A 26,296-nucleotide genomic window follows, 5' to 3' on the forward strand; every position below is an offset into this window, starting at 1 on the left:
CTTATTTGTTTTCCAAAATTTCAACCTTTTTTCGAAGTTCAAATATCTCCTCATTCTGATGAATCAAATAAAGTGTAAGTTCCTCAATCTTCTCCAAGAGTTTCATGTTCATCAAACCCAATTCCACACCATTCTTCTCCATTTCCGCGGCGGAAGGAATGTTAGGCAGATGTCCATTTTCCCTAATATGTTCCTGTACTTCTTTCAGGGACCTCAAGTCATAGCCCTCCTTAAAGACATAGTCCGGCCCGGGAACGGAAAGATCTACCTTTACCTCCTCGCTATGGATTTTACCTTTTACCGTTAGCTTTTCGTCAGGTGAAGTAGTACCGATACCGACATTTCCATCCTTTGAAATCCTGATCCTTTCCAAACCGTTCGTTGCCAGTCCTAGAAAGCCTCCTGAGACGCTTGTACTACGATAAAAAGAAATGTAACCGTTATTCTCATTTAGACCATGTTTGAGTCCCAAACGAAAGGATTCTACATTAGCCGGTTGTGTAACCAAGGTTTTGGCATAAAGTGAAAAACTGCTTTCATCAGCATTGGCCAAAATGGTTCCATAAGAGTTATTGCCATTGTTAACGTGCAGTTTAGCTCCGGGTACCGTTGTGCCTATACCCACATCACCCCCTTGTGTATTTATTAAGGTTTTACCTTGACTGTAATGATTTAAATAAAGACCAAAACCATTTTTGGAATCTATGTGTAAATTACCGTTTGTTGCTACTATTGAAGCTCTATTAGTGCCTCTTTCATGACCTCCAACTTTTAAATATTCATTCCATGTTGAATTTGGCCCATAATAGTGATACCCATCCCCGGTAACCGGGATTGATTGAGACTTTAGAGTTAAGTTAATTCCAATTAGGGCAAAAAGAAAGATTTGGGTAGTTTTCATTTTGTAAAGGGGTTTTTAATACTATTTAAGGTTAAAATGTATGTTTTTACTTTATTTGATTATTGGCATCTCAAAGTTTAGAGGAAGGATGAGCTATTTTTAAAAGTTTGTTACACGATTGATAATTAATATCGTTTTTATGCTCTTCTATTCAGGTTTGGCCGACTCTTTTTTTAGCTTCAAGTTTTCCTTTTCCAATAGTTCCATGCGCTTGTTCATATCTATCATGTAAAGCGTCAATTCCTCAATCTTCTCCAAGAGCTTCATATTCATGATACCAAGCTCCACGCCATTCTCCTCCATTTCTTGAGCCGACGGGATGTTGGGTAGATGTCCTTTTTCACGGATATGTTCCTGTACTTCTTTCAGGGATTTCAGGTCATAGCCTTCCTTAAAGACATAGTCCGGTCCGGGAACGGAAAGATCCACCTTTACCTCCTCGGCATGGATACGACCCTTTACGGTAAGTTTATCATCCGGAGTACTGGTGCCAATACCCACATCACCGTTCGATGCTATCCTTATCCTTTCTAATCCACTGGTTGATAGTCCCAGAAAACCTCCACCGGTTCCACCTCCGCGATAAAACGAGATATATCCATTATCCTCATGGCTAGCATATTTAAGTCCCAATCTAAAGGACTCAACGAAATTGGGCGAAGTCGTCAAGGTTTTGGCATATAGTGAAAAACTGCTTTCATCCGCATTGGCCAAAATGGTGCCGTAAGAATTGTTGCCATTGTTAACATGCAATAGCGCGCTAGGCGCAGTTGTACCTACCCCGATGTTACCGCTAGCTTTGATGGTCAATCTATCGGTGGACGAGGTCTGAAATCGTATATCGTTGCTTGAGGATGTTCCTTGGGCTAAGTTCCGGAAGTACATGATATGAGGATTGTTCTCGTCCTCGTCCTGTATCCAATCGAAAAATAAATGGGTGTCCGCTGCCCTTATTAAAATCTTTTGATTCGTGTCTCTCCCTAATTCTAGAGTGTTATCCGCAGAGTTGCTAAAGAAATGCGCATCTTGACCTACGACATGCAACTTTGCCGATGGAGTCGTCGTTCCTATTCCAACATCTCCGCTCGTAGGAAAAGTATTTGTCTGGCCTAATGCCATAGTACAGCCCATTAGGGCAAAAAGAAAGATTTGGGACGTTTTCATTTTGTTGGGGGTTTTGTAGGCTAAAAAGTAAATGTAGGAATATACTTCAATATTTCAAATACTTATAGAAAGTATTCGATGAATTGCAAGGTCTGGGACATGCTACTCTTTCAAAAACCCGTTTCATATCACATCAAAGTAGACCCGGAAAAGATATATGGAATCCATCCAGAAATGTGTAATTTTAGAAGAGTTATAACCCACTTTATAAATTACCGCAATGGAACTATCCCTACTTACACCCTCCGATATCGACCCAGAAACAGAAAATCAAATCCATACGCTTTTTAAACAGTTGAATGCGGTTATAGTACCGCTTTCGCTCAAGATCATTTTAGACCCAAAAAATCCGGCAATTGTAGCTTGCTGCACGTTGGAAAATCAAATTGTGGGGGTTGCCGTAATGGCGGAATATTCCGTAATTTCAGGTCGTAAGGGTTGGATCGAGGATGTAGTAGTAGATGAGGCCCATCGGGGCAAGGGTATCGGTCGTAAACTGATGGAATTCCTCATCAATGAGGGCGGGCAAAAGGGGCTTTACGAAATTCTACTCTTTACGGCATATCATAGAAAACCGGCCCACCAACTTTACCAAAACTTGGGATTTCAGAAAAAGGAAAGTCAAATCTATACGTTAAAATTATGAGTAAGATCTCCAAGGAAACCTGGCACGAACGACTGAAATTGTATGATGCATTGATAGCAAAATGTCCTCGTTTTGAACGGAAGGGCAAGACCATGCCCTATACCTCGGCCAATGGGCATATGTTTTCGCTCTTGAATAAGGCCGGGGAAATCGGTATCCGCTTTTCAAAGGATGTGCAGGAAAAGTACATGGCCGAGTTGAACACTACTATCTACAAATCCTATGGTGCTGTAATGCGTGGCTATATCTTGATTCCGGAAATAATCCTCAAAGACCCGGATCAGGTGGCCGCCTTTCTCGACGAAAGTTATGATTATGTAATGTCCTTGGAACCCGGTACTTCCAAGAAAAAATAAATCCTCAAAAGCCCTCCCAATGAAAAAAGTAGTTCTATGGATTCCCATCCTGTTCTGTGCCCTGTCACAGACTTTGGGCCAGACACCGCAAATAGATGTTAAGGCACTGGATGCGTATTACCAAAAAATGGTGCGGGATTGGGAGGTTCCCAGTGTGGCCATAGGAATCGTTAAGGATGGGGAATTGGTCTTTACGGGAAACTATGGTGTCCTGGAAGTGGGCAAAACTCAAAAACCGGATGAGAACACCTTGTACGCCATTGCCTCCAACTCCAAGGCATTTACCTCCGCCATTTTAGGTATGTTGGTCCAGGAAGGTAAATTGGATTGGAACGATAAGGTAAAAAAATACCTTCCCTACTTTGAGGTGTACGATCCATGGGTTAGCAACGAGGTTACGGTACAGGACCTATTATGTCACAGGGTCGGGTTCGGTACCTTTAGCGGGGATGTTATCTGGTATAAATCGAGCCTCACCTCCGAGGAAATTATCAGAAGATTCAAGCATTTGCCCAAGGCCTTTGATTTTAGGGCCGGCTTTGGCTATTCCAATCTTATGTACATCACAGCCGGGGAGCTTATCAAAAAAATAACCGGGAAGCGTTGGAGCGAAAATGTAAAGGAACGGATTTTCCAACCTCTAGGAATGGATAGGACCATTACCTCCCCTAAGGCATTGGAGACAAAAGGCAACTATGTCACCCCACATGGCCGTGAAAACAACATCAATATTCCTATCGCCTGGGAGGATTGGGAAGAAATCGGGGCCACCGGGGGTATAATCTCCAGTGTAAAGGATATCTCAAAATGGATGATTTTTAATCTAAACCACGGCGTTCTTGGTAATGATACCTTACTTACCCGCCAAACCCGGAACATGGTCTGGACGCCCCACAACAACTTTATCGTGGACCATACAAAAGAAAATGACATGAACCGACATTTTAGCGCCTACGGTTTAGGATGGGGATTGAGCGATTACCATGGCCGATTGCGTGTTGCCCATACTGGTGGCTATGATGGGATGATTACTGCCGTAACCTTGATTCCCGATGAAAATTTGGGTGTTGTAGTACTGACCAATGGGATGAAAAGTCCCATCCATGCCGCTACTTACCATGCCCTGGACCAATTCTTGAGGATAGAGGGCAAGGACTGGTCCACGGAATATCTGGAAAGGGCGAACAAAAACCAAAAGGAAGATTCACGTATTACCGATATCAAGGCGAAAAGAGTTCTAAACACCAAACCTTCGATTCCCGTAAAAGAGTACACGGGAGTTTACAAATCGGATATTTATGGGGAAATCAAAATCGATCGAATAAACGGAAAATTGCGGATGCAATTTGAACACACTCCGGAACTTTCCGCCACCTTGGAACATTGGCATTATGATGTTTGGGAAATTAAGTGGGACAAAAAGCATGCCTGGTTCAATTTCGGCACACTACGGTTCAAGACCGATAATAACTTGAATGTAAAAGGGCTGGATTTTGAGGTGCCTAACGACGACATTTTCTTTGAGGAATTGAAACCTTATAAAATTAAGGACATTCCCTAGTAGAAAACTGTTCCATTTTCAAAGTATAAAAAAACACTATGAGGATTATTCCACTTTTTTTGATTTCCCTATTTATATTCCCATCTGCCGGAGAGGCACAAAGACGGGGTAAAAAAACAGCATCTCCGAAAATTGTTGTACAGGATTCCCTTTTCCATGGGCTTAAATGGCGGAATATTGGTCCTTTTCGAGGTGGCCGCAGTGTCGCCTGCTCCGGGGTGGTAGGCCAACCTATGACCTATTATATGGGCAGTACCGGGGGAGGAATATGGAAAACTGTCGATGATGGGATTACCTGGAAAAATGTTTCCGACGGATTTCTTAAAACAGGAACGGTGGGTGCCTTGGCCGTTTCCGAAAGCAATCCCAATATGGTCGTTGCCGGTATGGGTGAACATGCGGCCCGTGGGGTTATGACCTCCATGGGTGATGGGGTCTATAAATCCACGGATGCCGGTAAAACCTGGAAACATATCGGTTTGGATAGAACATGGCATATTTCGGATGTTGTTATTCACCCCACCGATCCCGATATTTTTTTTGTGGCGGCCCAAGGTGCTCAATACGATGAAACTTTGGAGCGCGGTATTTATCGTACTACGGATGGAGGATTGTCCTGGGAGAAAGTACTTTTCGTAAATACCAGAACCGGTGCCTCTTCACTATCCATGGATATGACCAATCCTTTGATCCTATATGCCGCCATGTGGGAGCACAGAAGATATCCCTGGACGATGGAATCCGGTGGGGAGCGTTCGGGACTCTATAAATCCACCGATGGGGGAAGTACTTGGGAACGACTAAATGAAGGTCTCCCGGAAGCATTTGGAAAAGCAGGTATCTCGGTCTCACGGGCCAATAACGAACTTGTTTTTGCAGTCATAGAGGCCGAAGGTGAAAAGGGAGGTGTCTACCGGTCGGACGATGCCGGAAAAAAATGGAAGCAGGTCAATAAGGACCGAATCAACATTGCCCGATCGTGGTACTACATGGAAATCCTGGCCGATCCGCAAAATGAAAATGTGGTATATGTGCTCAATGCTCCCGTGACCAAGTCCATTGATGGGGGAAAGACCTTCACCTCCCTACCGACCCCACATGGCGACAACCACCATTTATGGATCGATCCGCATAACAATCAGCGCATAATCAATTCCAATGACGGGGGAGCTAATGTCTCCAATAATGGGGGCAAAAGCTGGAGCACACAACAAAACCAACCTACGGCCCAGTTTTATCGCGTGATTACGGATAATCTTGTTCCCTATAATGTGTATGGGGGCCAGCAGGACAACTCGGCCATTGCCATTGCCAGCCGGGCCAATGACGAAGGAATCGATTGGAAGGATTGGTATTCCGTAGCCGGATGTGAAAGTGCCTTCCTGGCCTTTGACCCGGACAATCCGGAACATGTTTTTGGTGGATGTTATCAAGGTATTATCGAGAAATGGGTGCGAGCATCGCGCGAAGGAAAGTCGATTAAGGAATATCCCGAGCTTGGGCTAAGCATTGCGCCAAGGGACTTTAAGTATCGATACAACTGGAACGCCCCCATTATTAGTTCACCACATAACAGAAATACGATTTATCATGCCGGAAATGTCGTTTTTAAGACTATGGATCAGGGCAATAGCTGGGAAGTGGTAAGTCCGGACCTCACCCGTAACGATAAGAGCAGACAAGGCCCTGGAGGCGGCCCCTACACCAACGAGGCAGCGGGCGGTGAAAACTACAATACCGTTTCTTATTTGGTAGAATCACCCCATGAAAAGGGCACACTTTGGGCCGGAAGTGATGATGGGTTGGTACACTTGACCATGGATGACGGTCAAAACTGGGAAAATGTAACGCCTCCTGGTCTCGGAGAGGGAATCATCAATAGTATAGAAGTTTCTCCACATGATCCGGCGACGGCCTATATCACCGTAATGCGTTACAAGTGGATGGATCTGACACCCTATGTTTTTAAGACCACGGACTACGGAAAAACTTGGATCAAAATCACCAATGGAATTGTTGGCGAGCATACCTTTGTAAGGGTGGTGCGCGAAGACCCCAAACAAAAGGGACTCCTGTATGCCGGTACCGAAACCGGACTCTTTATTTCCTGGGACGAAGGTGAAAATTGGCAACCCTTTCAGCTGAACCTTCCCGTAGTTCCCATTAATGACTTCATTATTCAAAGCAACGATCTCGTGGCCGCCACAGCAGGGCGTTCCTTCTGGATATTGGATGATCTGGCCGCCATCCAGAACGCCACTGGACCAAAACAACCCATCAAAATCTTTACGCCCAAGGACACCTATTTACTGTTCGGCGAAAGCAGTGAAAAGCCTGTTCCCAGCCTTGGGGACAATCCAAAAAGTGGTGTGACTTTCGACTATTATTTGGACAAGGAAGCGGATAGCCTGGATTTGAAATTAGAGATATCATATAATGGAAAAATCATACGGACCATCACGAACAAAAAACCAAAGGATTTTAAATCCTGGCCTGGAGGCCCATCGAAACCCCAGGTACTTCCCTCAAAAAAAGGAAATAATCGGTTTACGTGGGATTTTAGAAAAGACGACCTTCCTTCTATAGACAAGGTTTTTGTTTATGGGAATTATAAAGGGTCTAGGGTAGGCCCAGGAAAATACACCTTAATATTGACCTTGGACACACTAACATCCGAGACCATGGCGACCATCCTTGCCAATCCAAAAGTAGAAGCTACCTTGGCGGATTTTACAGAGCAACAAAGAATCTTGAATCAAATTGAAAGCACCATAAAAAACATCCACGAATCCGTTAGCCAAATGCGATCGGCAAGATCTCAGTTAAAGGGCTATGCCAAATTACTTAAAGGACAAGAGGAGGCCAATGTATTGATAACAAAAGGGGATTCGCTCATCAGTCGTATCAATATCTGGGAAGAAAATCTCATCCAGCCCAAACAGAAAACCTTCCAGGATGTCATCAACTTTAACAACAAACTCAGTGCCCAATTAATGCACTTAAAGGGTTATGTGGACACGGCAGAACCTCGGGTTACTCAAGGTGCCCATGAGCGTTTACGGGATTTGATGAAGGAGTGGAGGATTTTCGAAAATGAACGGGATGCCATAGTGAGGGACGAAATGGAGGATTATAATAAAACCTATACGCAGTTGGGGTTACCCGCGCTGATATTGCCAAAACAATGACAGCACTAACGAAGCGTAACGTTGAAAATAAAAAAACAGAGGATTAACCCTCTCCAAGGTAATGATGAAAGATTTTATAGCCGACCAAACCTTTAAGGGGGAAGATTATACTAAAAATCGCCTACCCCAGGGCGATTATGAAAACTGTGTTTTTGAAGGTTGTGATTTTTCCAATGGCTATCTGGACAACCAAAATTTCATGGAATGTGAATTCTTGGATTGTAACCTGAGCAATGCCAACATAGCCCACTCTATTTTTAAAGAGGTCATCTTTTCCCATTGCAAGTTGATAGGACTCAAATTTGAGGATTGCAATGATTTTTTGATGGATTTTAGTTTTCAGGATTGCATTTTGAATCTCAGCTCATTCTATGGATTGAAGCTTAAAAGTCAAAGTTTTATGAATTGCAAATTGGAAGGAGTAGATTTTACTGAAGCAGATCTCGCCCAAGCCCTATTCGCCGAATGTGACTTAAAAGGTGCGGTCTTCAATACTACCGTTTTGGAAAATGCTGATTTTAGAACAGCCCGTAATTTTAGCATCAATCCCGAAAAAAATCGCTTAAAGAAAGCCAAGTTCTCCAAAGAAGGAGTCGTTGGATTGCTTAAAAAATATGATATCGTTGTGGAATAGAATACAATATCCGTTTGTAAACGGATAATTTGTACCTTAATCCTAAATCTTTTGTGATGAAAGTATGTATCGTAATTCTTTTTTTTTCGACCTTCCTCTGTAATGGACAAAACACCTTGTCATTTTCAGAAAATGGTACTTCTCCCAAAGCCAGTCTACAAGATGTTGCTTGGATGGAAGGCCATTGGAAAGGAGAGGCCTTTGGGGGCGTAACGGAGGAAATCTGGAGCCCTCCTCTGGGTGGTTCCATGATGTTTGTCTTTAAGCTAGTATCGGATGGAAAGGTCAATTTTTATGAGGTTGGCCATATACAACAAACCGGAGAAACCTTGGTTCTTCAACTTAAGCATTTTCATGGCAACCTAAAGGGCTGGGAGGAAAAGGATGATACGGTAGATTTTAAATTAGTCAAAGTGGAGGGGGACCGTGTGTTTTTTGATGGTTTTACCTTTGAGAAAATCAGTGATGATGAAGTAAACCTCTATGTGGTCATTTCCCAAGATAATAAAACTGAAAAGGAAGTGAAATTCAATTATAAAAGAATGTAGTTTGAAAAAAAAGTGTTTGGAATGTGGGGCGGAAATCATGGGAAGGGTAGACAAAAAATACTGCTCGGACTACTGCCGTAATGCCTATAACAACAAAGTCAACAAGGATAGTAAGAACCTCGTTCGAAACATCAACAATCGCTTACGAAAAAATTATAGGGTTCTGGATAGCTTTCCTTTAAGGGAAGGTAAAACAAGGACCACAAGAACGCGACTGTTGGACAAAGGTTTTGATTTTGACTTTATTACCAATCTATACACCACCAAGAAAGGCACTACCTATTACTTTGTATATGATTTAGGCTATTTGCCCCTGGACAATGATCAGTATATGATCGTAAAAAGGGAATAAGTTGCCCTACTTCCAATTTTGCCCGCTTAGTTTCAGGGCGGCAATTACAATATCCTTTCGGCTAATCTGACCTACAAGAATTCCATCTTTCATTACCGGTAGCCTTCGACGGTTATGCTTGTCAAATACTCCGGCGGCATCAAAGATGCTCATATCATGGGGAATGGTCTCTACCTCTTTGGTCATATATTTTTCAACACTTTTATCCAATATAGGTTGGTTAAAGTAACGGCTTTCGGAAATCTGTTTCATACAATCGGCCTCGGAAATAATCCCGACCAAAAACCCATTATCGTCCAACACAGGTCCTCCGGAGATTTTGTGCTTGGCAAATGCTTCCATGACTTCTAGGATAGACTGATCAGGAGCGAAATTCACCAATTTTTTGGACATATAATCGGTTACTAGAATAGGAGCGTCAAACTCTTTTTTAGAAGACCTACGTATCCCTTGAAAACTCTTTATTCCCATAATTATTTGATTTTTGCCTGCCTTGAATCAATCCAGGTTAATCTTAAATATAGTTAATTTTTGCGAATTATCTAAATAAATCCGCCAAAATGCAGCAACCCCTTAAAATTTTATACTTTTAAGTTTTAGTTTTTTCAATGAAAAAATACGCTTCTACCATAACCTTACTCGTATTGGTTTTGGCCATTTACTGGGGCTTTACGTCATCTATGCCCTCGTATCCCAAGGATTCGGATATCCCTGAAACTGCCTTTTCTACGGATAGGGCCCTGGCTCATGTTAAGGAAATTTCAAAAAGACCGCATGGCGTTGGCTTTCCGGGACACAAACAGGTACGACAATATCTGATTTCCGAATTGCTCAAAATGGGATTGGAAACGTCCACACAGAAAGGTTATACTATAGGAAAGGCCAACAACCTTTCCAAGGCCACAAATATCCTGGCCAGAATAAAAGGTACGGATTCCGATAAATCCCTCCTATTACTTTCCCATTATGACAGTGACCTACATTCCGCCTTGGGCGCAAGTGATGCCGGAAGTGGTGTGGCAACTATATTGGAAAGTGTTAGGGCATTTCTGTCCGCAAATAAAAAACCCAAAAACGATATTATCATTTTAATTTCGGATGGTGAAGAAGTAGATCTTAGCGGAGCGGAACTCTTTGTGGACAAACATCCATGGGCCAAAGACGTTGGTTTGGTCCTAAATTTTGAAGCAAGGGGCAGTGGCGGTCCTAGCTATGTCTTTATAGAGACCAACCGTGGAAACCAAAGGTTGATAGAGGAATTCATCGAGGCCAATCCCAAATATCCCATGGCCAATTCCTTATACTATAGCATTTATAAAATGTTGCCTAATGATACGGACTTGACCGTTTTCCGTGAAAAGGGTGACATTGAGGGTTTCAATTTTGCCTTTATCGGGGACCACTTTGATTATCACACGGCAAGGGACAGCTATGAACGTCTGGACCGAAATACCTTGGCACATCAAGGTAGTTATCTTATGCCATTGTTAAGGCATTTTGGTAATGCGGATTTGACCAGTCTAAAGAGCCTAAACGATTACGTATACTTCAACATACCCTTTTTTGGTTTGGTGTCCTATCCGTTTGATTGGATATGGCCCATGTGGGGCATATCTTTACTAGTATTTGTGCTCCTCCTACTCTATGGTTTTCGAAAAAAAATGCTCAATGGAACCCAAATTCTCAAAGGTTTCATTCCCCTGATACTAACCCTGACCATAAATGGAGTAATCGGCTTTTACAGTTGGTCCGTCTTAAAATGGATGTATCCGCACTATCAGGATATCCTTCAAGGTTTTACCTATAATGGATACACCTATATTGCAGTGTTTGTCTTTTTTTCCATCGGCAGCTGTTTCTGGGTCTACCATAAGTTCAAAAAATTGGACACGGCCAATCTGTTGATCGCTCCAATAGCACTTTGGCTAATTATTTGTTGGGGGGTATCCCGTTATCTCCAGGGGGCGGCTTTCTTTATTGTTCCCGTATTTGCCGTATTGGCCTCCCTTCTTGTAACCTTAGATCAGAAAAAATCAAACAGCTACATACTCCTTTTGTTGACCTTGCCCGGTATTTGGATATATGCCCCCTTTATAAAAGGGTTTCCAGTAGGTTTGGGTCTTAAAATGATGGTCAGTGCTACAATTTTAACGACTTTGACCTTTTTTCTAATGCTCCCCCTATTTGGAATCAATCCTAAGAAAAAACAACTGGCTTTTTTGAGTTTGGTATTATCGCTTGGATTTATGATAGCGGCTCATTTGAATTCGGGGTTCGACAAAGAAAATCCGAAACCTACCAGTCTTTTGTATGTCATGGATGCCGATGACGGTACCGCGCAATGGGCCACGTATGAAAACGAACTATCCGATTGGACGGCACAATATCTGGGGGCAAATAAAAAGACAACCAATGAACAAGCCCAGCAGACAATTAGCAGCAAATACAGTTCAGGTTTTACCTATGTCTCCCCTGCCCCCATTAAGGACATTTCGCCTCCACAAATTGAGAAGACCAGGGATACCATCATAGGGGAAAAACGTATATTGGACATCCGAATTACCCCGCAACGCAATGTAAATCGATTGGAAGTATTTACGAACGATATCCCCATTTCCGAGGTATCGCTAAACCGTATTGCCCTATCCGATTATGAACTTAAAAATCGAAAAAGAAGCAGATTGGCAACCCATCATATCACCGATAACGATACTACGGAATTGACACTTTCCATTCCCAAGAATGCTGTTTTGGAGCTTACCTTGTATGAAGCTTCAAACGATCTGTTGGAAAATGAACAATTCACGGTTCCTGCAAGACCGGAGGACAACATCCCCATGCCTTTTGTATTAAACGACGCTATTTTAGTCATAAAAAAAATCCGGTTTGAGTAAATCAATCGCCATTATGGGCTGTGGTTGGCTAGGTCTCCCCTTGGCAAAATCCTTTGTGGACGAAGGGTACAGCGTGCATGGCAGTACCACCTCGGAAGAAAAGTTGCCCGTATTGGAAAAAGAAGGCATCCAGCCATTTTTGATTTCGCTTTCGGAAGAAGGCCCCAAAGGGCCCGTTCTTCATTTTTTAAAGGATGTTGATTCCATTATCATCAATGTCCCTCCCAAACTTAGGGGCGGAAACAGAGAAAACTATATTGAAAAAATACGAGGTCTATACAATGCCGTTAAGGCATCATCTGTCCAAAAAATTATCTTTATAAGCAGTACTTCGGTTTACGGGGACATTGATGGGGAGGTTACTGAAGATACCCTACCAAAACCTCATACCGAATCTGGAAGGCAACTTTTGACTACAGAAGATATTTTCAGAAACGACAACCAACTGCATACAACCGTAGTTAGGTTTGGTGGTCTGATTGGGCCGAAGCGACACCCGGTGACCATGCTTTCCGGAAGGACGGGATTGGCAAATGGTGCAGCGCCCATAAACCTCATTCATCTTGATGATTGTATTGCTATCCTAAAAAAAATTGTTGTGCAAGGGTGGTGGAACGAAGTTTTTAATGCGGTGTATCCGGATCATCCCCCTAAAGCTGAATACTATTCCATGGAAGCAAGGAAAAGGGGAATTCCAGTTCCTGATTATTCTGAAGATTCGGTTCAAAAGGGTAAAAAAGTGATGTCCAGTAGTCTTATTCTTGTTAAAAAGTATCGTTTTAACACTTCAATCTATAATTGATACGCCACATAAAAGCAGTTTTTCACAACAAAAACAGGGGTTTTTTGTTAATTACACTACTGATTTTTAGATACTTATCGATGAAATACATAACTTTAGATACATCTAAAACAAGATTGCCATGGAAAATTCAAGTCTAAAAGGGATGATTTTGACGGAAGTAGAAAACCTGATCTCCCGTAGCTGTGCCAACCAAAAAGTGACAGATAAATTTGAAAAACTCCATATTGCCTTACTTAAAAAGTATTATAACGCTGCGGATGTCTCCATAGACTATCACAGAAAGCGGGTGAAAATGGATATTATTATGGATGATACCTCTTATGACCCAAAAAAGATAAATCTATACCTCCCAACACTACATGCCAATTTGCTCTTTAAAAATCTAAAGGATTTCCTAAGGTCATGTGTTGATAAGGATTCAAAAAGCCTCGGGTTCTATGCGGGACTATTGCGGACGTTCACCAACAAGGAAGTGATACTTACCCCTGTCTGAATTTTTTGAATAGATAAGACATAAAAAGGATGCGCAATGGGCATCCTTTTTTATTTGCACGATATCCTATCATGCCCAAAACGATAGAATTAAGTAATTTATTAACAGGATTCTACAAATAATTTTAATAGTTTTGCGCACCAAAATTTAATAACACATGAAGAAGATAGTATTGGTTTCGGCACTTGCTCTTGGGTTTATGGCTACTGCCCAAACCACGACAGAATTGCAAAAGCATTACGAAGCCTTTTATAGGGAAATGCGTTTACAAGGAGATATTAATGGTGTAATCAATGCCATGACACATTTGAACGTCCTGTCTCCCTCAAAGGCCAGAAAAGATACCTTGGCGTATATCTATGCCAATGATAATCAACATTTACAGGCCCTGAACACCATAGGAATAGAAAAGGTGGATTCCGACTCGGATTTAGCGGTTCAGGTAAAGGCCATTTCCCTAAAGGCGCTTAACCAGCCTAAACGGGCCCTGGAACAGTTTGAAGAACTATTCAAAAGAAGCCCGAATGCTTATCTGGCCTACGAAATGGCCGATTTAAAAATACAAACCGGTGACATTGCCGGAGCTAGTGTTAATATCGAATATGGTATTGCCAATGCCAAAGATGAGATGAAATATGCTTTCTATGAAAGGCAACAACCCTACGAGGTTCCTTTAAAGGCAGCTTTTATCCACTTAAAAGGGCTTACAAAATACAATAATGATAAGAACAATATAGATGAAGCCTTGGCCTTGATAGATGAGGCCTTGGCTATGGACCCCAATTTTAATTTGGCAAGTTTGAGCAAGCAGGCCTTGGAAACACGGAAAAATCCGCCACCAGAGGCAGCAGAGAAAAAAGAATAGAAAAAGGCGGGTTTACCCGCCTTTTTGTTTAGTCTTCAATAAGACCTTGTCCCTCTATCCATGGAGCTCCAGCAGCTTTTAAATCTCTTTCGATTGCGGGCAAAGTAGTGTCCGTTACAATTTTCAATTTTGATTTAATTTCCTTCAACTGATTTTTTCCACGTAAAAAGGAAGCCTTATGATTGGGCGTAGGACCGTAGGTTGTCCGTAATGCGGTGGATGCTACTGAATTGGCATTTTGGGGTGTGGGATCTGAACGTTCCCCGATCTCTCCCTTGGTTTGATCTCCTTTTAGTTCTTTCTCAATATTCAACAAACGCTCCCTTACCTCATAAATACTATTTATAAGGTCGGTTGAAGGTTTGTCGGATTTGTCCGCGGCACGTTGCATGGCATTTACCAACATAAGGTTCTTTGATAGGACTGCATTTGTGGCGGTCAAATCTTTTTGAAAAGCGTGATATTCTTCCGTAAAAGCCGTAATCTCTTCATAAGAAGCTCCTTCCAATGCGCCTTTGCCCAACGGAATTACCTCAAATCTTTGAGGCTCAGCCATTTGGGTAATTTTACCATCTATTCTTTTTGATAAGGTCACCGTATATGTACCAGGGGTAACCATGACACCCGTATTGGAAGATGCCTCCTTAACCCCTGGTGGCTTCAGTTTTACTTTGCCTTTATTGGGGTATCTTAAGTTCCAGCTTACCCTGTTAAACCCTTGTTTGTTGGATCCCTTTACCTGATTTACAACCTTACCCTCCTTATCTTTTATCGTAAGAATAATTGCAAGAGAATCTTGACGTTTTTCAGCCTCCAAGGCATCCCATCCGGGAAATGTAATTTCTGTGGTTTTCTTCTCTCTTTCTTGACGCCGTTCCTTTAAGGATTTCAATTTTTCCGGCAAAAAATAGGTGAATACCGCTCCAAAAGGTGGATTTTTGGCCTTGTACTGAGCATCTCCCTGAGCATAGACTGCATCTTTTTGAATATACCAATACGCAGGTTTGGAAGGAAATAAAGTGGCTTCATCATTCAACATGGATGTATTGAAACTTCGTATTGGGCTTAAATCATCCAGAACATAAAAACCTCGGCCAAATGATGCAGCTACCAAATCATCTTCCCTTCGTTGTATCGTGATGTCCCGAAACGAAATGGTAGGCAGGCCTCCCTTTAGTTTCGTCCATTTAACCCCTCCATCCGAAGTAAAATAAACCCCAAATTCAGTGGCAGCGAATAAAAGATCTTTTTTAACATGATCTTGGACCAACCGCCAGGTAAGCAAGGTTTCGGGTAAATTTCCATTTATGGAAGTCCATGTTTTTCCCTTATCCCTACTTTTAATGAGGTAAGGCTTAAAATCTCCGTGCTTGTGATTGTCCAAAGCGGCATAGACGATATTGGCATCGAACAGGTCCGCACGGATATCATTTACAAACGCAGTGGCAGGTACACCTTTAATACTGCCCACTTCAATCTTGTTCCAAGTTGCTCCGCCATCTTCGGTACTCTGAATGATGCCATCATCCGTACCTGCATAGAGCAGGCCTTCCTGCTTGGGGGATTCCGCCAATGAGGTTATCGTATTGTAGTTGGACATAGCGTCTACATCCCAAGCATTGTCCCAACTTTGTTGGCCTCCCATTATAGGTAAAGCTATTCTATTCTGATTACGGGTCAGGTCCTTTGATATAGCAGTCCACTCATCTCCCCTAGTATCGGAACGCCATACCCGTTGCGATGCAAAATACAATCTAGTAGGGTTATGCGGACTTACCAAAATGGGTGCGTCCCAATTAAAGCGTTCATAGGGTTCCCCTGCGGCCGGTTGTGGCTGTATAAAAACGGTTTCCCCAGTAGTTTGGTCTATACGCCATAGCCATCCTTGTTGGTACTCTCCATAGGTAATCTTGGGGTTTCCAGGTTCAACGGCGGATTGATGCCCATCCGCCCCGAGGGTAATCCACCAATCATTGTTGAGTATCCCATCCTCACTTCTAGTTCTACTCGGACCTCCATGAGACCCATTGTCCTGGGTGCCTCCATAAATATTATAAAAAGGTTCTGTGTCGTCAACGGCTACTTTGTAGTATTGGATAAGGGGCAAATTCCCAACAAAACGCCAACTCTTGGTCAGGTCAAAACTTTCATAGAGTCCCCCATCGGTACCGAATAACACATAGTTTGGGTCAGATTTCTTGAACGCCACGGCATGACTATCCACATGCTTATTCTTCTCGTTCATCGTATAGAACGTCTTTCCATGATTATCGGATACCTGTACATAATTGCTCATCAAATACAGCTTTCCTTCCTGATGGGGCGATGCAAAAAGCTCCTGATAGTAGTGGGGTCCAGTTCCCCCTGATACCGCGTCCGATTGCTTAATCCAAGATTGTCCTTTGTTGGAGGAGATAAAAACACCACCCTTTTTTCGATCCAGTTCAATGGCCGCATATAGGACATCGGAATCGAATGGCGAAATTGCCAGCCCAATTTTACCCAAATTGGACTTTGGGATGCCTTCGGTCATTTTTGACCAGGTTTTGCCGCCATCCATACTTTTATGGATACCTGAGCCCGGGCCACCTCCCAAATAGGCCGCCACGGTTCTATGGCGCTGCCAGGTAGCAGCGTACAACACGTCGGGGTCTGAATAGTCGAGCACCAAATCCGTAGCTCCTGTCCATTCATCGTCCCCTAATGTCCTTGTCCATGAAGTGCCGCCGTCAATGGATTTATAAATACCTCGTTCACCACCTTTGTTCCATAGGGGTCCTTGCGATGCTACCCAGATGATATCTGAATTTTCTGGATGGACAATAATTTTGGAAAGGTGTTCAGATTTCTGCAGCCCCATGTTCTTCCAGGTTTTCCCATCGTCATGGCTAACATAGATTCCATCACCAAAACCTACATGCCTACCTCCTACATTTTCACCGGTACCTACCCAGACCGTATGTGGATTGTTGGGGTCTATAGTGATACAACCTATGGAATAACTTTTCTGTTTATCAAAAATTGGGGTCCAGGTGGTCCCCGAGTTGACCGTCTTCCAAACTCCCCCAGATCCCACGGCCACGTACCAGATGTTTTCATTCTCGGGATGAATGGCAATATCGGCTATTCTACCGGAGGTCAATGCCGGTCCCAAACTTCTGAATTCAAGCCCCTCAAAAGTCTTTTCGTTTATTTGTTGTGCAATACCCAACTGGGCAAGTACCAAAAAACAAGCATAAAAAAGTATTTTTTGCCTTCTCATTGTGTTAAAATTAGTTTCAATATTTCGAATTAGTCAATCCAAGCAATTTAAACAATTTGCATCTATTTTCTTACATAGTATGGATAGAATTAATACCTTGAATATGCCCGTTTAACAGATTTATTACCTTGGTCAATCTCTATCTGACATCTTTTTATATACAAAATCCAATTTTATGCAACCAAAAAGTTGCGTATTTAAAAATATTGGCTATATTTGCAACCATATAGTTGCATATTAATCTAAAAAAACGAACAGTCATGAAAGATGTAATTTCAAAAGAACACCTATTTGATCATTCCATCGACAAGGTATGGAATGCTATTTCCAAGGCCGAGGAAATTTCCGCGTGGTTCATTGATGCCGATTTTAAGGCAGAGACCGGCTACAACTACACGTTTACTGCGGATGAGGAACACGGTTGCACCCAAATAACCGGAGTGGTAAAAGAGGCAAATCCGTATACACTGGTGTACACTTGGACGGTACAGAACACGGATACCGAAACCACGGTTAAATGGGAATTGAATGAAGTAGAGGGTAAGACCAAACTGTATTTGGAGCATTCGGGAATATCCAAGTATCCCGGAGATAGTGCGGTACAAATGTTTACCAGCTTTAACGCCGGGTGGGACAATTGTGTGTCGGAACTTTCCAAGTATCTAATACAGGAAGTCCATGCAGGATAAAATCACCAAAATTCTAAAGGCCATTGCCGACCCTACAAGGCGTGAAATTTTTCACGCCTTGGTGTTGGCGGCCACCGCAATGCCCATTACCCAAATTTCCAATCAATTTGAAATTAGCAGACAAGGTATCACCAAGCATTTAAAAACTTTGGAAGAAGCCGGATTGGTACAAATCAATGCCAAAGGCAGGGAACGCTATTGCCAAGCGGATGCACAACCGCTTAAAGAAGTAAACCAATGGCTTAAATTTTACGAACATTTTTGGGATAATGCTTTGGGCAACCTTGGTTCCTATTTGGACAGTAAATCCTAAGAATCACTGGCTATCAAACGTTTATCCGCAACGAACCTGTATAGGCCATCTAAGGCTTGTTGGGTATTTTTTTTAAAGATACGGCGAACAAAAAGGAAAATAATCAACTTTTTAAAGAGCGACTTGGCTTCCCAATACACTTCGCTTTTAAGATTACATGAGGTTTGTGAAAGGGGAGTTAAGCTATAAAATTGGTATAAGGCATCCACGACAGGAAGATTCGTAGTCATCTCCCCATAAACTAGTACCCCTGGATCAACTTTCTTGGTTATGGTGACAAAATTTAAATGCTTTCCATTAATGACACATACATGCTCGGTTCCCAAACGAGTGACCTCATTTTCATTGAACTCAAAGGCATCTACCCCATTGACCCATTGAGGGCGGTATTTGTAATTGGTAATAAGTTCCATGAGTTCTGAAGCTGGAATTGGAAATTGTTTATCAAGAATCAAGTCCGGGGACCTGTCAAAACTAACCTTCTTGGCTTGGGAAAACTCATTGAGGCTAAGTTTTTCCTTATCGATCAATGCGTAGATATATTCTACTTCCTTGTCATCGTAGCTATCCTTCCCTTCTTTAAACCTAAAAACCTTACTATAATAATAGATGGGCAATCCTATTTCCTTGGCCAATTTTTTACTGATCAGTACATAATTATCACTGTCAATCGAATTTTTTAGTAGTCGATGGGTCTCTATAACTTGTTGCCCAAATGGCTTTCGGTTACCTTTTACGGCAATGTATTGTAATTCACCACAATGTGCCACTACCTTGAGCTGAAGCTTCGGTGCGCTGGCACAGGCATTACAGGGGCATATCCTATTTTTTTCCAACAACTTCAAATGACTGTGAAACGCCGTAAACATAGTTTCTATTTGAGCCAGTAACCGCTCTTGCGAAGGTACTTCGTCTTCCTTGTAAAAGAAGAGGGCATCCCCCTCTATTTCGGCTAATTCAAGCTCCTGGGTATTGGCATCGATAAGTACTTCCAACAGTTCGGAAATTACATGTTGGCTGTGTTCAACCTCTGTCGTCTGTACGAATTTGGTAAAGCCTGAAATATCCGGAATAAAAAGAAGTGACTTTGACATAATCGTAATGCAAGTAATCCTCAACAACCAATGAACAAGTTTCCTATCCTTCTTCCAATATAAGTTTGGTGTCCAGGGTATTGTTGACAATGATATTAAAATGATTCCGAAATCCGTTGTAGGCGTTGATCATCTCCAAAGTAGGTTCGTGGGAATCCTGTTGAAATTCTAAATAGTTTTTAGCCTTTAAAATATAGGTCTTGAATACTTTTTGCCTACTCCTTATCTGGGAAATATCAAAAGGTTCTGGATATTTCGAATCTGCCAATAGCTTTTGTTTTTCGATTAAATCTTCAATAACCAACTTAAGGTCTTCTTTGTTCTCAACCGAGTAAAGTGCATCAAAACTCGTTTCAAGTGCGTTGAATTCAGGCCAGTTTTTTAAAATATCCATCGCCTTGGACTGTATTGCGGTTTTTTTTGGCCATTTTTCCGTGGATATGTCAAACACCGAGGTATCTGTAGTATCTTCCTGTTTGTTACCGGACCCACAAGAAATAAATACTAGGGTAACAACTCCTAAAACGAAGAATTTTAACATAACGCGAAGGTACAAATTTTAGAATCGGTTATCTTTACCCCGGTATCCATTTAACTTCATTTTAAATGCATAAATCCATACTTATTTTAGGGGCTTGCGGACAGATAGGCACAGAGCTTACCTTTGCCCTTAGGGAAACCTACGGCAACGAATCCGTTATTGCGAGCGACATTAGGGAAGGAAGCGAAAACTTGATGGACTCCGGTTCCTTTGAACTATTGGACGCCACGGATTATGATGTATTGGAAGAGGTTGTCGCCTATTATGAAATAGATGAGGTTTATCTTATGGCCGCTATGCTCAGTGCAACGGCCGAGAAGTTTCCGGAACGGGCCTGGAACCTGAATATGAACTCCCTGTTCAATGTTTTGAACCTTGCCAAGGACAAAAAGATAAAAAAAATTTTTTGGCCGTCAAGTATCGCAGTCTTTGGTCCCAATACCCCAAAAACGAACACCCCTCAAAATACAATAATGGAGCCGAGTACGGTCTACGGCATAAGCAAACAGTCCGGCGAGCGATGGTGCGACTATTATCATCACAAATTTGGGGTGGATGTACGTAGCCTTCGTTACCCTGGACTAATAAGTTGGAAGACACAACCAGGCGGTGGAACCACGGACTACGCCGTGGAAATTTATCATAAGGCCTTGGCTGAAGGCGCGTATGGCTGTTTTTTGAATGAGGATACTAAACTACCCATGATGTTTATGGATGACGCCATAAAAGCTACCCAACAGCTTATGGCAACAGAAGCCGAAAAAGTTAAGGTACGTTCCTCATACAACCTATCTGCCATGAGCTTTTCTCCTAAAGAAATTGCTCAAAACATTAAGGAACACATTCCGGAATTCGAGATTTCCTATAAACCTGATTTTAGACAGGACATTGCAGATTCTTGGCCCAATAGCATTGATGATTCCAAAGCGAGACAGGACTGGGGCTGGAAACCCGATTTTGATTTGGAGAAAACTACGAAAGTGATGTTGGGGAATTTAAAGGCTTAGTCATCTTCTTCCAGCATCTCTTTGGGGTCGACCACAGCGGCCGGGTCATCCGCAGCAAAATCCTCGTAATCGTCCTCATCATAATTCTCCATGGTATACTCTAGCTTAGCACTGATCTTCACCAAGTATTTGGTATCTTCGGTAGTAACCTCCACAGCTTCAATACGTTCCCCTTGGGCATTTTTAAAAGTGATGATATTGCGATCATCGTACCCATCTGGATACTTGTCCACCAGGAGTTTAAGTACTTCCGGGGTCAGCTTTTTGAAATCTACTATGACTCTTCTTAGGTTGTCCATAATTACGTGACCAAAAGTTAAGCAAAAATCAGGGTTAGCGCAATAGGGGATTACCTTAAAAACCAAGTACGTCGATTTCCAATTCATACTAAGCAATGGTTTAGCCTTATTGTTGCTTACCTTGAAATATGAACTATGGTAGAAAATCTTAAAGAAGTCTTTTCAAATTCATGAAGGATATCAAGCCTCGGAACACAAATCAAATGTCTGTTTGGCGATTTCCAATTCCTCATTGGTGGCAATGACAAGAATCTTTACTTCCGAGGTTGCTGCATTTATTTCCCGTAATGTACCGGAATCCATTTCATTTTTATGGTCGTCCAGGACAATGCCTAGATAGGACATATCCGTACAGATAAGTTTCCTCAACACACTGGAGTTTTCACCGATTCCCGCAGTGAATACAATGGCATCCAGGCCATTCATTACAGTGGTATACGCCCCAATGTACTTTTTAATGCGATAGGCGTTCATTTGCAAGGCAAGTTGGCAATCCTTGTCCCCATTTTCGGCCTTCGATTGAATATCACGCAAATCGCTGTGGCCGGTCAGCCCTAGCATCCCGCTTTTCTTGTTCAAAAGGTGGTTTACCTCATCCAAAGAATACCCCAAAGTGTTCACTAGGTGAAAAATAAGGGCGTGGTCAATATCCCCACTTCGAGAACCCATAATGAGCCCATTGGAAGGGGCAAAGCCCAAACTGTGGTCAGCACTTTGGCCATCGACCAAAGCCGTAATGCTACATCCGTTTCCGAGATGGATCGTAATTATTTTGGATTTCTCTTTTTTTAAGTAATCCATGGCCTTTTCGGAAACATACTTATGGCTTGTTCCGTGGAACCCATAGGATCGGATACCATAATCTGTATAAAACCTATTGGGGATGGCATATTTGTGCGCCTTAACAGGAATTGTTTGATGAAAGGCCGTGTCAAAAACCGCAACTTGCTTAGCCTTTGGAAATAGCTGTTCGGCAATTTGAATACCTTCTAGATTATGCGGGTTGTGCAACGGTGCCAAGGTGGAAAATTCCCGGATTTCTTTTTTTACCTCGTTAGTAACCCAAGTGGTTTTGGAATAGGAATCTCCACCATGAACTACCCTATGTCCTACTGCATCAATTTCATCAATATTATCGATTGCCCCATTTTTGGTATCCAAAAGAATTTCCAAAACTTTCTGCAAACCCAATTTATGGGTCTTTATGCTATCCACATGGCGTAAAGTTTTATCGTTCCCCTTGTACGTTAAAGTAGCCTCTTCCGAACCAATGCGCTCTACGATTCCAGAACAGGTAATTTGTTCCGAAGGCATTTGTATCAACTGGAATTTTATGGACGAGCTTCCGGAATTTAGAATTAAAATATTCATGGGCTAAAAATAGTAGTATTCTTTAGGACGTACCACAATTTCACTTGGTTCTTGGAAAAACTTTTGCTTTTTTTGACTCACATGGCCTGCGCCTGTATGGCAGTAATGATAACCGTATTTATTACGTCCTCCACGGTACTGCCGCGACTTAAATCGTTCACAGGTTTTTTAAGCCCCTGTAATATAGGGCCTATGGCTAGGGCGCCTGTCTCCCGTTGTACGGCCTTATAGGTATTGTTACCTGTATTAAGGTCAGGGAAAATAAATATGGTCGCCTGCCCGGCCACATCGGAATCGGGGAGTTTGCTTTTTCCTACCCTTAAGTCCACTGCGGCGTCATACTGTATGGGTCCTTCGATTTTTAAGTCGGGCCGCTTCTTTCTAACGAGTTCGGTAGCTTGACGAACCCGTTCCACATCCTCTCCGGTTCCGGAACTCCCAGACGAATAGGATAACATCGCTATCTTGGGTTCAATGCCAAAGGCAATGCCCGATTGGGCCGAGGAAATGGCAATTTCCGACAGTTGTTCAGCGGTTGGGTTTGGATTAATGGCACAATCACCAAAAACCACCACACGACTAGGAAGGCACATGAAAAAAACCGAAGATACCAAGGACACTCCGGGTAATGTCTTTACAAATTGAAGTGCAGGTCGTATGGTATGTTGTGTGGTATGGACCGCACCGGAAACCATCCCATCGGCATGGCCCTTGTAGACCATCATGGTACCAAAATAGGAAACATCGGTCATAAGGTCACGCGCCATAGTGCGGTTTAAATTTTTATGTTTGCGCAACTCATAAAGGGTCTCTACATATTCGTCAAAAGTTTCGGCCTTTGCCGGGTCGATAATGGAAACCTTGGACAAATCCAAATCCAGGTCCAGCTGTACTATTTTTTCCTTGATTTGTTCAATAGCACCCAACAACGTAATGTCAACGGCGTTTGTATCTAACAATTCCTGTGCGGCCCTAAGGATGCGTTCGTCCGTGCCTTCAGGTAGTACAATATGTTTTTTATTGGCCTGGGCCATTTTTACAATATTGTACTGGAACATTCTTGGGGTAATACCATTGGACGAAAATGTTACCAAACGTTCCGCTAGCTCTACTTCAGGCGTGAATTTTGCAAAATCCTGAATGGAAGCGGTTATCTTTTTGGTGTTCTTGGCATAGATTTTAGGCGTTATGGCTCCTATTCGGTTAGTAATATGAAAGGTCCCTTCCTTCACGGAAATAATCGGTACTACTTCCGAAAGTCCTTGAATAAGTTTAATTATGGGTTCTTCCGGTTTTAAACCCCCTGTAAGAATAATACCGGAGACAGTCGGGTAGTTGGTGGAAATATTGGCCTGTAAAGCTCCCAGAATGATATCTGCCCTATCTCCAGGAGTAATGACAAGCCCGTCATCCCTCAAATGATTTAAATAGTTACGCAATTGCATGGCGCCTACCCCAAAATGCCCGGCCTGATTATTCAAATAAGACGCCCCGAACAAAACCTCTCCGTTCAGTTCATCCGCGATCTCCTTAATGGTGGGGTTTCCCAAAACAGGATTTAAGGGAATGGCCCCGATCAAAACCTCTTTGGGCAAGTCTTTTTTAAGAGCTTCCGTAACAAGGCCAATGTTTTCAGGTTGTATCTTGTTGGCCACCATCATCAATACTTCCACCTTCTGTTCCTTAAAGGAATCATAGGCCAAATACATATCACCAATGAATTCATCCAATGTCTTATCCACTCCACTGGTAACAATTATGGTTGGAATACCTAGATTCTTGGCCATTAAAACATTGATGTCCCACTCGATAATACCTCCCTCACCAGTAAAGTCCGTACCTTCTACCAGCACAAAGTCAAAACGCTCCTCAATGGCCTTGTACTTTTCAATAATCTTGTCCAGCACTTCATCCTCTTTGTCTTTGTTCAGCTTTTTTACCACATCGCTACGGGTATAGGCATAGGCATCATCATGTTCCAGATCCAAATTAAAATAGGATATCACCGTTTCTATATGATTGTCCATTTTGCCGGGATCATAGTCATCGATAATGGGCCTGAAGTAGCCTACCTTAGCAGCCCTGCCCAGCAATACCTGCATAAGGCCTAGGGAAACGATGGATTTGCCGCTCTTGGGCTGCGTGGTGGCAATATAAACTGCTTTATTCATGGATTTGTACTATTGAAACTGCAAATTTATAGCATTCTTGTTCGGGAATTGCAGTGGAAAACGTAAAAGATCAAAAGCTTAACATAGGTTGTTTTTACAATCCGATTTCCTGCATAGATCTAGCCCGTAATTTGTCCGGATCTAAAAGAATACGTTGAAGGAACATTGTGAAGTAAATGAAACCTTAAAAAGACGGCTTTTCTATCCGTACCCTTTAAAATTTTGACAATTCTTTCGTACTTTGGTTCTTAAGGAATTCCCAAGAATTTAGGGACTGCTTACATATATTGAAGTTCCAACACTAAATCCAAAGAAAAATGAAACTGGCACAAAAATTACTATGGATATGCTTGTTAATCCCCATCTGGTCTACTACCGGACAAATTACTCCCGGCATTTATCATGCCGACGCGGACAACGTTCATCACGAACTAAAAATAAATGGGAACTATTTGATCCACTCCGTTTATGAAAAATCGCCCGCTAAATTCATTAAAACCCTAGGTGGGTTTTACACCGTTGCGGACAACAATCTTACAGTGAAGTTGGAATTTAACTCCAACCATGAGGCGGATGGTCTTACCGAGCTGACCTTGCCCTATTCGATGACGGGGAAAAAGCTTACCCTAGAAAATGGTCAGGCGTTAAGCTTCACCCTTTCTAAGAAAACCCAACAGGATCTGGACGGACCATGGCTTTTTGCCACACGTGGACCGGATAACGGCCAAGAACGCAGAGGCGAGGAAAATCCCAGAAAGACCTTGAAATATCTACAGGGCGATCGTTTCCAATGGATTGCCTATAATACGGAAACCATGAAATTCTTCGGTACTGGAGGTGGTTCCTTTTCCTCAGAAGATGGTGTTTATATGGAGAACATTGAATATTTTTCCAGGGACAACTCCCGTGTCGGGGCATCCTTAAAATTCAATTATGAGATTAAGGATAGGGACTGGCATCACAAAGGCAAAAACAGCAAAGGAGAACCGATGTATGAAATTTGGTCGAGACGAAAATAGATTATGCAAACAATCGCCTACGTTGCTCGGCATATCCCGTTCACCCCCATTCCCATGATGCGCACAGACTTAAAATAACCATCTCCTCCTGGCACTTCTAAATTTCCCAAATGTTGGAAAAGT

24 protein-coding genes are annotated in these 26,296 nt (G+C 42.4%); 15 read left to right on the forward strand and 9 right to left on the reverse strand.

Features of this window, described 5'->3' with window-relative positions:
• Nucleotide 1: 1 nt before the first annotated feature.
• A complete protein-coding gene (locus tag D7Z94_RS00790; RefSeq protein ID WP_120709614.1) occupies nucleotides 2-901 on the reverse strand; it encodes a tail fiber protein in 900 nt (299 codons plus the stop codon).
• 147 nt (nucleotides 902-1,048) lie between these two features.
• Complete coding sequence (locus D7Z94_RS00795) at nucleotides 1,049-2,065, reverse strand: tail fiber protein (protein WP_120709615.1); 1,017 nt, start codon at nucleotides 2,063-2,065, stop codon at nucleotides 1,049-1,051.
• A 220-nt stretch (nucleotides 2,066-2,285) separates the two neighbouring features.
• On the opposite strand from D7Z94_RS00795, the gene D7Z94_RS00800 reads away from it, so the two are divergent.
• The 7 genes from D7Z94_RS00800 to D7Z94_RS00830 all read left to right on the forward strand — a co-directional run bounded on the left by D7Z94_RS00800 (nucleotide 2,286) and on the right by D7Z94_RS00830 (nucleotide 9,350).
• The gene (locus D7Z94_RS00800; RefSeq protein ID WP_120709616.1) at nucleotides 2,286-2,711 is read left to right on the forward strand and encodes a GNAT family N-acetyltransferase; all 426 of its coding nucleotides are present in this window, start codon (nucleotides 2,286-2,288) and stop codon (nucleotides 2,709-2,711) included.
• Entirely contained in the window at nucleotides 2,708-3,067 is a 360-nt protein-coding gene (locus tag D7Z94_RS00805) for a hypothetical protein (protein ID WP_120709617.1), read from the forward strand. Before D7Z94_RS00800 ends, D7Z94_RS00805 begins: the two co-directional genes overlap by 4 nt.
• A 19-nt stretch (nucleotides 3,068-3,086) precedes the next feature.
• Nucleotides 3,087-4,628: a serine hydrolase gene (locus D7Z94_RS00810; protein WP_120709618.1), complete on the forward strand. Its 1,542-nt coding sequence runs from the start codon at nucleotides 3,087-3,089 to the stop codon at nucleotides 4,626-4,628.
• 38 nt (nucleotides 4,629-4,666) lie between these two features.
• Entirely contained in the window at nucleotides 4,667-7,816 is a 3,150-nt protein-coding gene (locus D7Z94_RS00815) for a WD40/YVTN/BNR-like repeat-containing protein (protein ID WP_120709619.1), read from the forward strand.
• A 61-nt stretch (nucleotides 7,817-7,877) separates the two neighbouring features.
• On the forward strand, nucleotides 7,878-8,450 hold the full coding sequence (locus D7Z94_RS00820) for a pentapeptide repeat-containing protein (protein ID WP_120709620.1): 573 nt from the start codon (nucleotides 7,878-7,880) through the stop codon (nucleotides 8,448-8,450).
• Nucleotides 8,451-8,506: 56 nt separating this feature from the next.
• Nucleotides 8,507-8,998 (forward strand): DUF6265 family protein, encoded by a 492-nt coding sequence (locus tag D7Z94_RS00825; protein ID WP_120709621.1) that lies wholly within the window; start codon nucleotides 8,507-8,509, stop codon nucleotides 8,996-8,998.
• A gap of 1 nt (nucleotide 8,999) precedes the next feature.
• Nucleotides 9,000-9,350: a hypothetical protein gene (locus D7Z94_RS00830; RefSeq protein ID WP_120709622.1), complete on the forward strand. Its 351-nt coding sequence runs from the start codon at nucleotides 9,000-9,002 to the stop codon at nucleotides 9,348-9,350.
• Between the two features lie 6 nt (nucleotides 9,351-9,356).
• Here the strand turns inward: D7Z94_RS00830 and D7Z94_RS00835 are convergent, their stop codons facing one another.
• The gene (locus D7Z94_RS00835) at nucleotides 9,357-9,821 is read right to left on the reverse strand and encodes a CBS domain-containing protein (protein WP_120709623.1); all 465 of its coding nucleotides are present in this window, start codon (nucleotides 9,819-9,821) and stop codon (nucleotides 9,357-9,359) included.
• Between the two features lie 137 nt (nucleotides 9,822-9,958).
• On the opposite strand from D7Z94_RS00835, the gene D7Z94_RS00840 reads away from it, so the two are divergent.
• The 4 genes from D7Z94_RS00840 to D7Z94_RS00855 all read left to right on the forward strand — a co-directional run bounded on the left by D7Z94_RS00840 (nucleotide 9,959) and on the right by D7Z94_RS00855 (nucleotide 14,407).
• Nucleotides 9,959-12,244 (forward strand): M28 family peptidase, encoded by a 2,286-nt coding sequence (locus tag D7Z94_RS00840; protein ID WP_120709624.1) that lies wholly within the window; start codon nucleotides 9,959-9,961, stop codon nucleotides 12,242-12,244.
• Nucleotides 12,237-13,046, forward strand: coding sequence for an SDR family oxidoreductase (locus D7Z94_RS00845; RefSeq protein WP_120709625.1), 810 nt, complete (start codon nucleotides 12,237-12,239; stop codon nucleotides 13,044-13,046). Before D7Z94_RS00840 ends, D7Z94_RS00845 begins: the two co-directional genes overlap by 8 nt.
• A gap of 121 nt (nucleotides 13,047-13,167) precedes the next feature.
• On the forward strand, nucleotides 13,168-13,542 hold the full coding sequence (locus D7Z94_RS00850; protein ID WP_120709626.1) for a hypothetical protein: 375 nt from the start codon (nucleotides 13,168-13,170) through the stop codon (nucleotides 13,540-13,542).
• Between the two features lie 157 nt (nucleotides 13,543-13,699).
• A complete protein-coding gene (locus D7Z94_RS00855; protein ID WP_120709627.1) occupies nucleotides 13,700-14,407 on the forward strand; it encodes a tetratricopeptide repeat protein in 708 nt (235 codons plus the stop codon).
• Nucleotides 14,408-14,435: 28 nt separating this feature from the next.
• Here D7Z94_RS00855 and D7Z94_RS00860 read toward each other — a convergent pair whose 3' ends face one another.
• On the reverse strand, nucleotides 14,436-17,669 hold the full coding sequence (locus D7Z94_RS00860; protein WP_120709628.1) for a WD40/YVTN/BNR-like repeat-containing protein: 3,234 nt from the start codon (nucleotides 17,667-17,669) through the stop codon (nucleotides 14,436-14,438).
• 260 nt (nucleotides 17,670-17,929) lie between these two features.
• Between D7Z94_RS00860 and D7Z94_RS00865 the strand changes: the two genes are divergently transcribed.
• Nucleotides 17,930-18,358, forward strand: a complete 429-nt coding sequence (locus tag D7Z94_RS00865; RefSeq protein ID WP_120709629.1) for an SRPBCC family protein — start codon at nucleotides 17,930-17,932, stop codon at nucleotides 18,356-18,358.
• Nucleotides 18,348-18,671, forward strand: coding sequence for an ArsR/SmtB family transcription factor (locus D7Z94_RS00870; RefSeq protein WP_120709630.1), 324 nt, complete (start codon nucleotides 18,348-18,350; stop codon nucleotides 18,669-18,671). Before D7Z94_RS00865 ends, D7Z94_RS00870 begins: the two co-directional genes overlap by 11 nt.
• Here D7Z94_RS00870 and D7Z94_RS00875 read toward each other — a convergent pair.
• Both D7Z94_RS00875 and D7Z94_RS00880 read right to left on the reverse strand, forming a co-directional pair.
• Nucleotides 18,668-19,765 (reverse strand): DUF2652 domain-containing protein, encoded by a 1,098-nt coding sequence (locus D7Z94_RS00875; RefSeq protein WP_120709631.1) that lies wholly within the window; start codon nucleotides 19,763-19,765, stop codon nucleotides 18,668-18,670. The genes D7Z94_RS00870 and D7Z94_RS00875 overlap by 4 nt on opposite strands.
• A gap of 43 nt (nucleotides 19,766-19,808) precedes the next feature.
• Complete coding sequence (locus D7Z94_RS00880) at nucleotides 19,809-20,306, reverse strand: hypothetical protein (RefSeq protein WP_120709632.1); 498 nt, start codon at nucleotides 20,304-20,306, stop codon at nucleotides 19,809-19,811.
• A gap of 65 nt (nucleotides 20,307-20,371) precedes the next feature.
• Between D7Z94_RS00880 and D7Z94_RS00885 the strand changes: the two genes are divergently transcribed.
• Nucleotides 20,372-21,313 carry an NAD-dependent epimerase/dehydratase family protein gene (locus D7Z94_RS00885; protein WP_120709633.1) on the forward strand — a complete coding sequence of 314 codons (942 nt, stop codon included), beginning with the start codon at nucleotides 20,372-20,374 and terminating at the stop codon, nucleotides 21,311-21,313.
• Here the strand turns inward: D7Z94_RS00885 and D7Z94_RS00890 are convergent.
• The 3 genes from D7Z94_RS00890 to pta form a co-directional block, all read right to left on the reverse strand.
• Complete coding sequence (locus D7Z94_RS00890) at nucleotides 21,310-21,612, reverse strand: hypothetical protein (RefSeq protein ID WP_120709634.1); 303 nt, start codon at nucleotides 21,610-21,612, stop codon at nucleotides 21,310-21,312. The two genes, D7Z94_RS00885 and D7Z94_RS00890, sit on opposite strands and share 4 nt — an antisense overlap.
• Nucleotides 21,613-21,792: 180 nt before the next feature.
• Nucleotides 21,793-22,983, reverse strand: a complete 1,191-nt coding sequence (locus D7Z94_RS00895; protein ID WP_120709635.1) for an acetate/propionate family kinase — start codon at nucleotides 22,981-22,983, stop codon at nucleotides 21,793-21,795.
• A gap of 77 nt (nucleotides 22,984-23,060) precedes the next feature.
• Nucleotides 23,061-25,154, reverse strand: a complete 2,094-nt coding sequence (gene pta / locus D7Z94_RS00900; RefSeq protein ID WP_120709636.1) for a phosphate acetyltransferase — start codon at nucleotides 25,152-25,154, stop codon at nucleotides 23,061-23,063.
• 317 nt (nucleotides 25,155-25,471) lie between these two features.
• On the opposite strand from pta, the gene D7Z94_RS00905 reads away from it, so the two are divergent.
• The gene (locus D7Z94_RS00905; RefSeq protein ID WP_120709637.1) at nucleotides 25,472-26,173 is read left to right on the forward strand and encodes a hypothetical protein; all 702 of its coding nucleotides are present in this window, start codon (nucleotides 25,472-25,474) and stop codon (nucleotides 26,171-26,173) included.
• Nucleotides 26,174-26,296 lie beyond the last annotated feature (123 nt).

It is taken from the genome of Ulvibacterium marinum (assembly GCF_003626755.1).
GTDB classification, from domain to species: Bacteria; Bacteroidota; Bacteroidia; order Flavobacteriales; family Flavobacteriaceae; genus Ulvibacterium; species Ulvibacterium marinum.

Excerpts from the sequence above, each read along its gene's own strand:
- D7Z94_RS00790 (WP_120709614.1), bottom strand. The coding sequence starts at position 901 with ATGAAAACTACCCAAATCTTTCTTTTTGCCCTAATTGGAATTAACTTA.
- D7Z94_RS00795 (WP_120709615.1), bottom strand. The coding sequence starts at position 2,065 with ATGAAAACGTCCCAAATCTTTCTTTTTGCCCTAATGGGCTGTACTATG.
- D7Z94_RS00800 (WP_120709616.1), top strand. The coding sequence starts at position 2,286 with ATGGAACTATCCCTACTTACACCCTCCGATATCGACCCAGAAACAGAA.
- D7Z94_RS00805 (WP_120709617.1), top strand. The coding sequence starts at position 2,708 with ATGAGTAAGATCTCCAAGGAAACCTGGCACGAACGACTGAAATTGTAT.
- D7Z94_RS00810 (WP_120709618.1), top strand. The coding sequence starts at position 3,087 with ATGAAAAAAGTAGTTCTATGGATTCCCATCCTGTTCTGTGCCCTGTCA.
- D7Z94_RS00815 (WP_120709619.1), top strand. The coding sequence starts at position 4,667 with ATGAGGATTATTCCACTTTTTTTGATTTCCCTATTTATATTCCCATCT.
- D7Z94_RS00820 (WP_120709620.1), top strand. The coding sequence starts at position 7,878 with ATGATGAAAGATTTTATAGCCGACCAAACCTTTAAGGGGGAAGATTAT.
- D7Z94_RS00825 (WP_120709621.1), top strand. The coding sequence starts at position 8,507 with ATGAAAGTATGTATCGTAATTCTTTTTTTTTCGACCTTCCTCTGTAAT.
- D7Z94_RS00835 (WP_120709623.1), bottom strand. The coding sequence starts at position 9,821 with ATGGGAATAAAGAGTTTTCAAGGGATACGTAGGTCTTCTAAAAAAGAG.
- D7Z94_RS00840 (WP_120709624.1), top strand. The coding sequence starts at position 9,959 with ATGAAAAAATACGCTTCTACCATAACCTTACTCGTATTGGTTTTGGCC.
- D7Z94_RS00850 (WP_120709626.1), top strand. The coding sequence starts at position 13,168 with ATGGAAAATTCAAGTCTAAAAGGGATGATTTTGACGGAAGTAGAAAAC.
- D7Z94_RS00855 (WP_120709627.1), top strand. The coding sequence starts at position 13,700 with ATGAAGAAGATAGTATTGGTTTCGGCACTTGCTCTTGGGTTTATGGCT.
- D7Z94_RS00860 (WP_120709628.1), bottom strand. The coding sequence starts at position 17,669 with ATGAGAAGGCAAAAAATACTTTTTTATGCTTGTTTTTTGGTACTTGCC.
- D7Z94_RS00865 (WP_120709629.1), top strand. The coding sequence starts at position 17,930 with ATGAAAGATGTAATTTCAAAAGAACACCTATTTGATCATTCCATCGAC.
- D7Z94_RS00870 (WP_120709630.1), top strand. The coding sequence starts at position 18,348 with ATGCAGGATAAAATCACCAAAATTCTAAAGGCCATTGCCGACCCTACA.
- D7Z94_RS00875 (WP_120709631.1), bottom strand. The coding sequence starts at position 19,765 with ATGTCAAAGTCACTTCTTTTTATTCCGGATATTTCAGGCTTTACCAAA.
- D7Z94_RS00880 (WP_120709632.1), bottom strand. The coding sequence starts at position 20,306 with ATGTTAAAATTCTTCGTTTTAGGAGTTGTTACCCTAGTATTTATTTCT.
- D7Z94_RS00885 (WP_120709633.1), top strand. The coding sequence starts at position 20,372 with ATGCATAAATCCATACTTATTTTAGGGGCTTGCGGACAGATAGGCACA.
- D7Z94_RS00890 (WP_120709634.1), bottom strand. The coding sequence starts at position 21,612 with ATGGACAACCTAAGAAGAGTCATAGTAGATTTCAAAAAGCTGACCCCG.
- D7Z94_RS00895 (WP_120709635.1), bottom strand. The coding sequence starts at position 22,983 with ATGAATATTTTAATTCTAAATTCCGGAAGCTCGTCCATAAAATTCCAG.
- pta (WP_120709636.1), bottom strand. The coding sequence starts at position 25,154 with ATGAATAAAGCAGTTTATATTGCCACCACGCAGCCCAAGAGCGGCAAA.
- D7Z94_RS00905 (WP_120709637.1), top strand. The coding sequence starts at position 25,472 with ATGAAACTGGCACAAAAATTACTATGGATATGCTTGTTAATCCCCATC.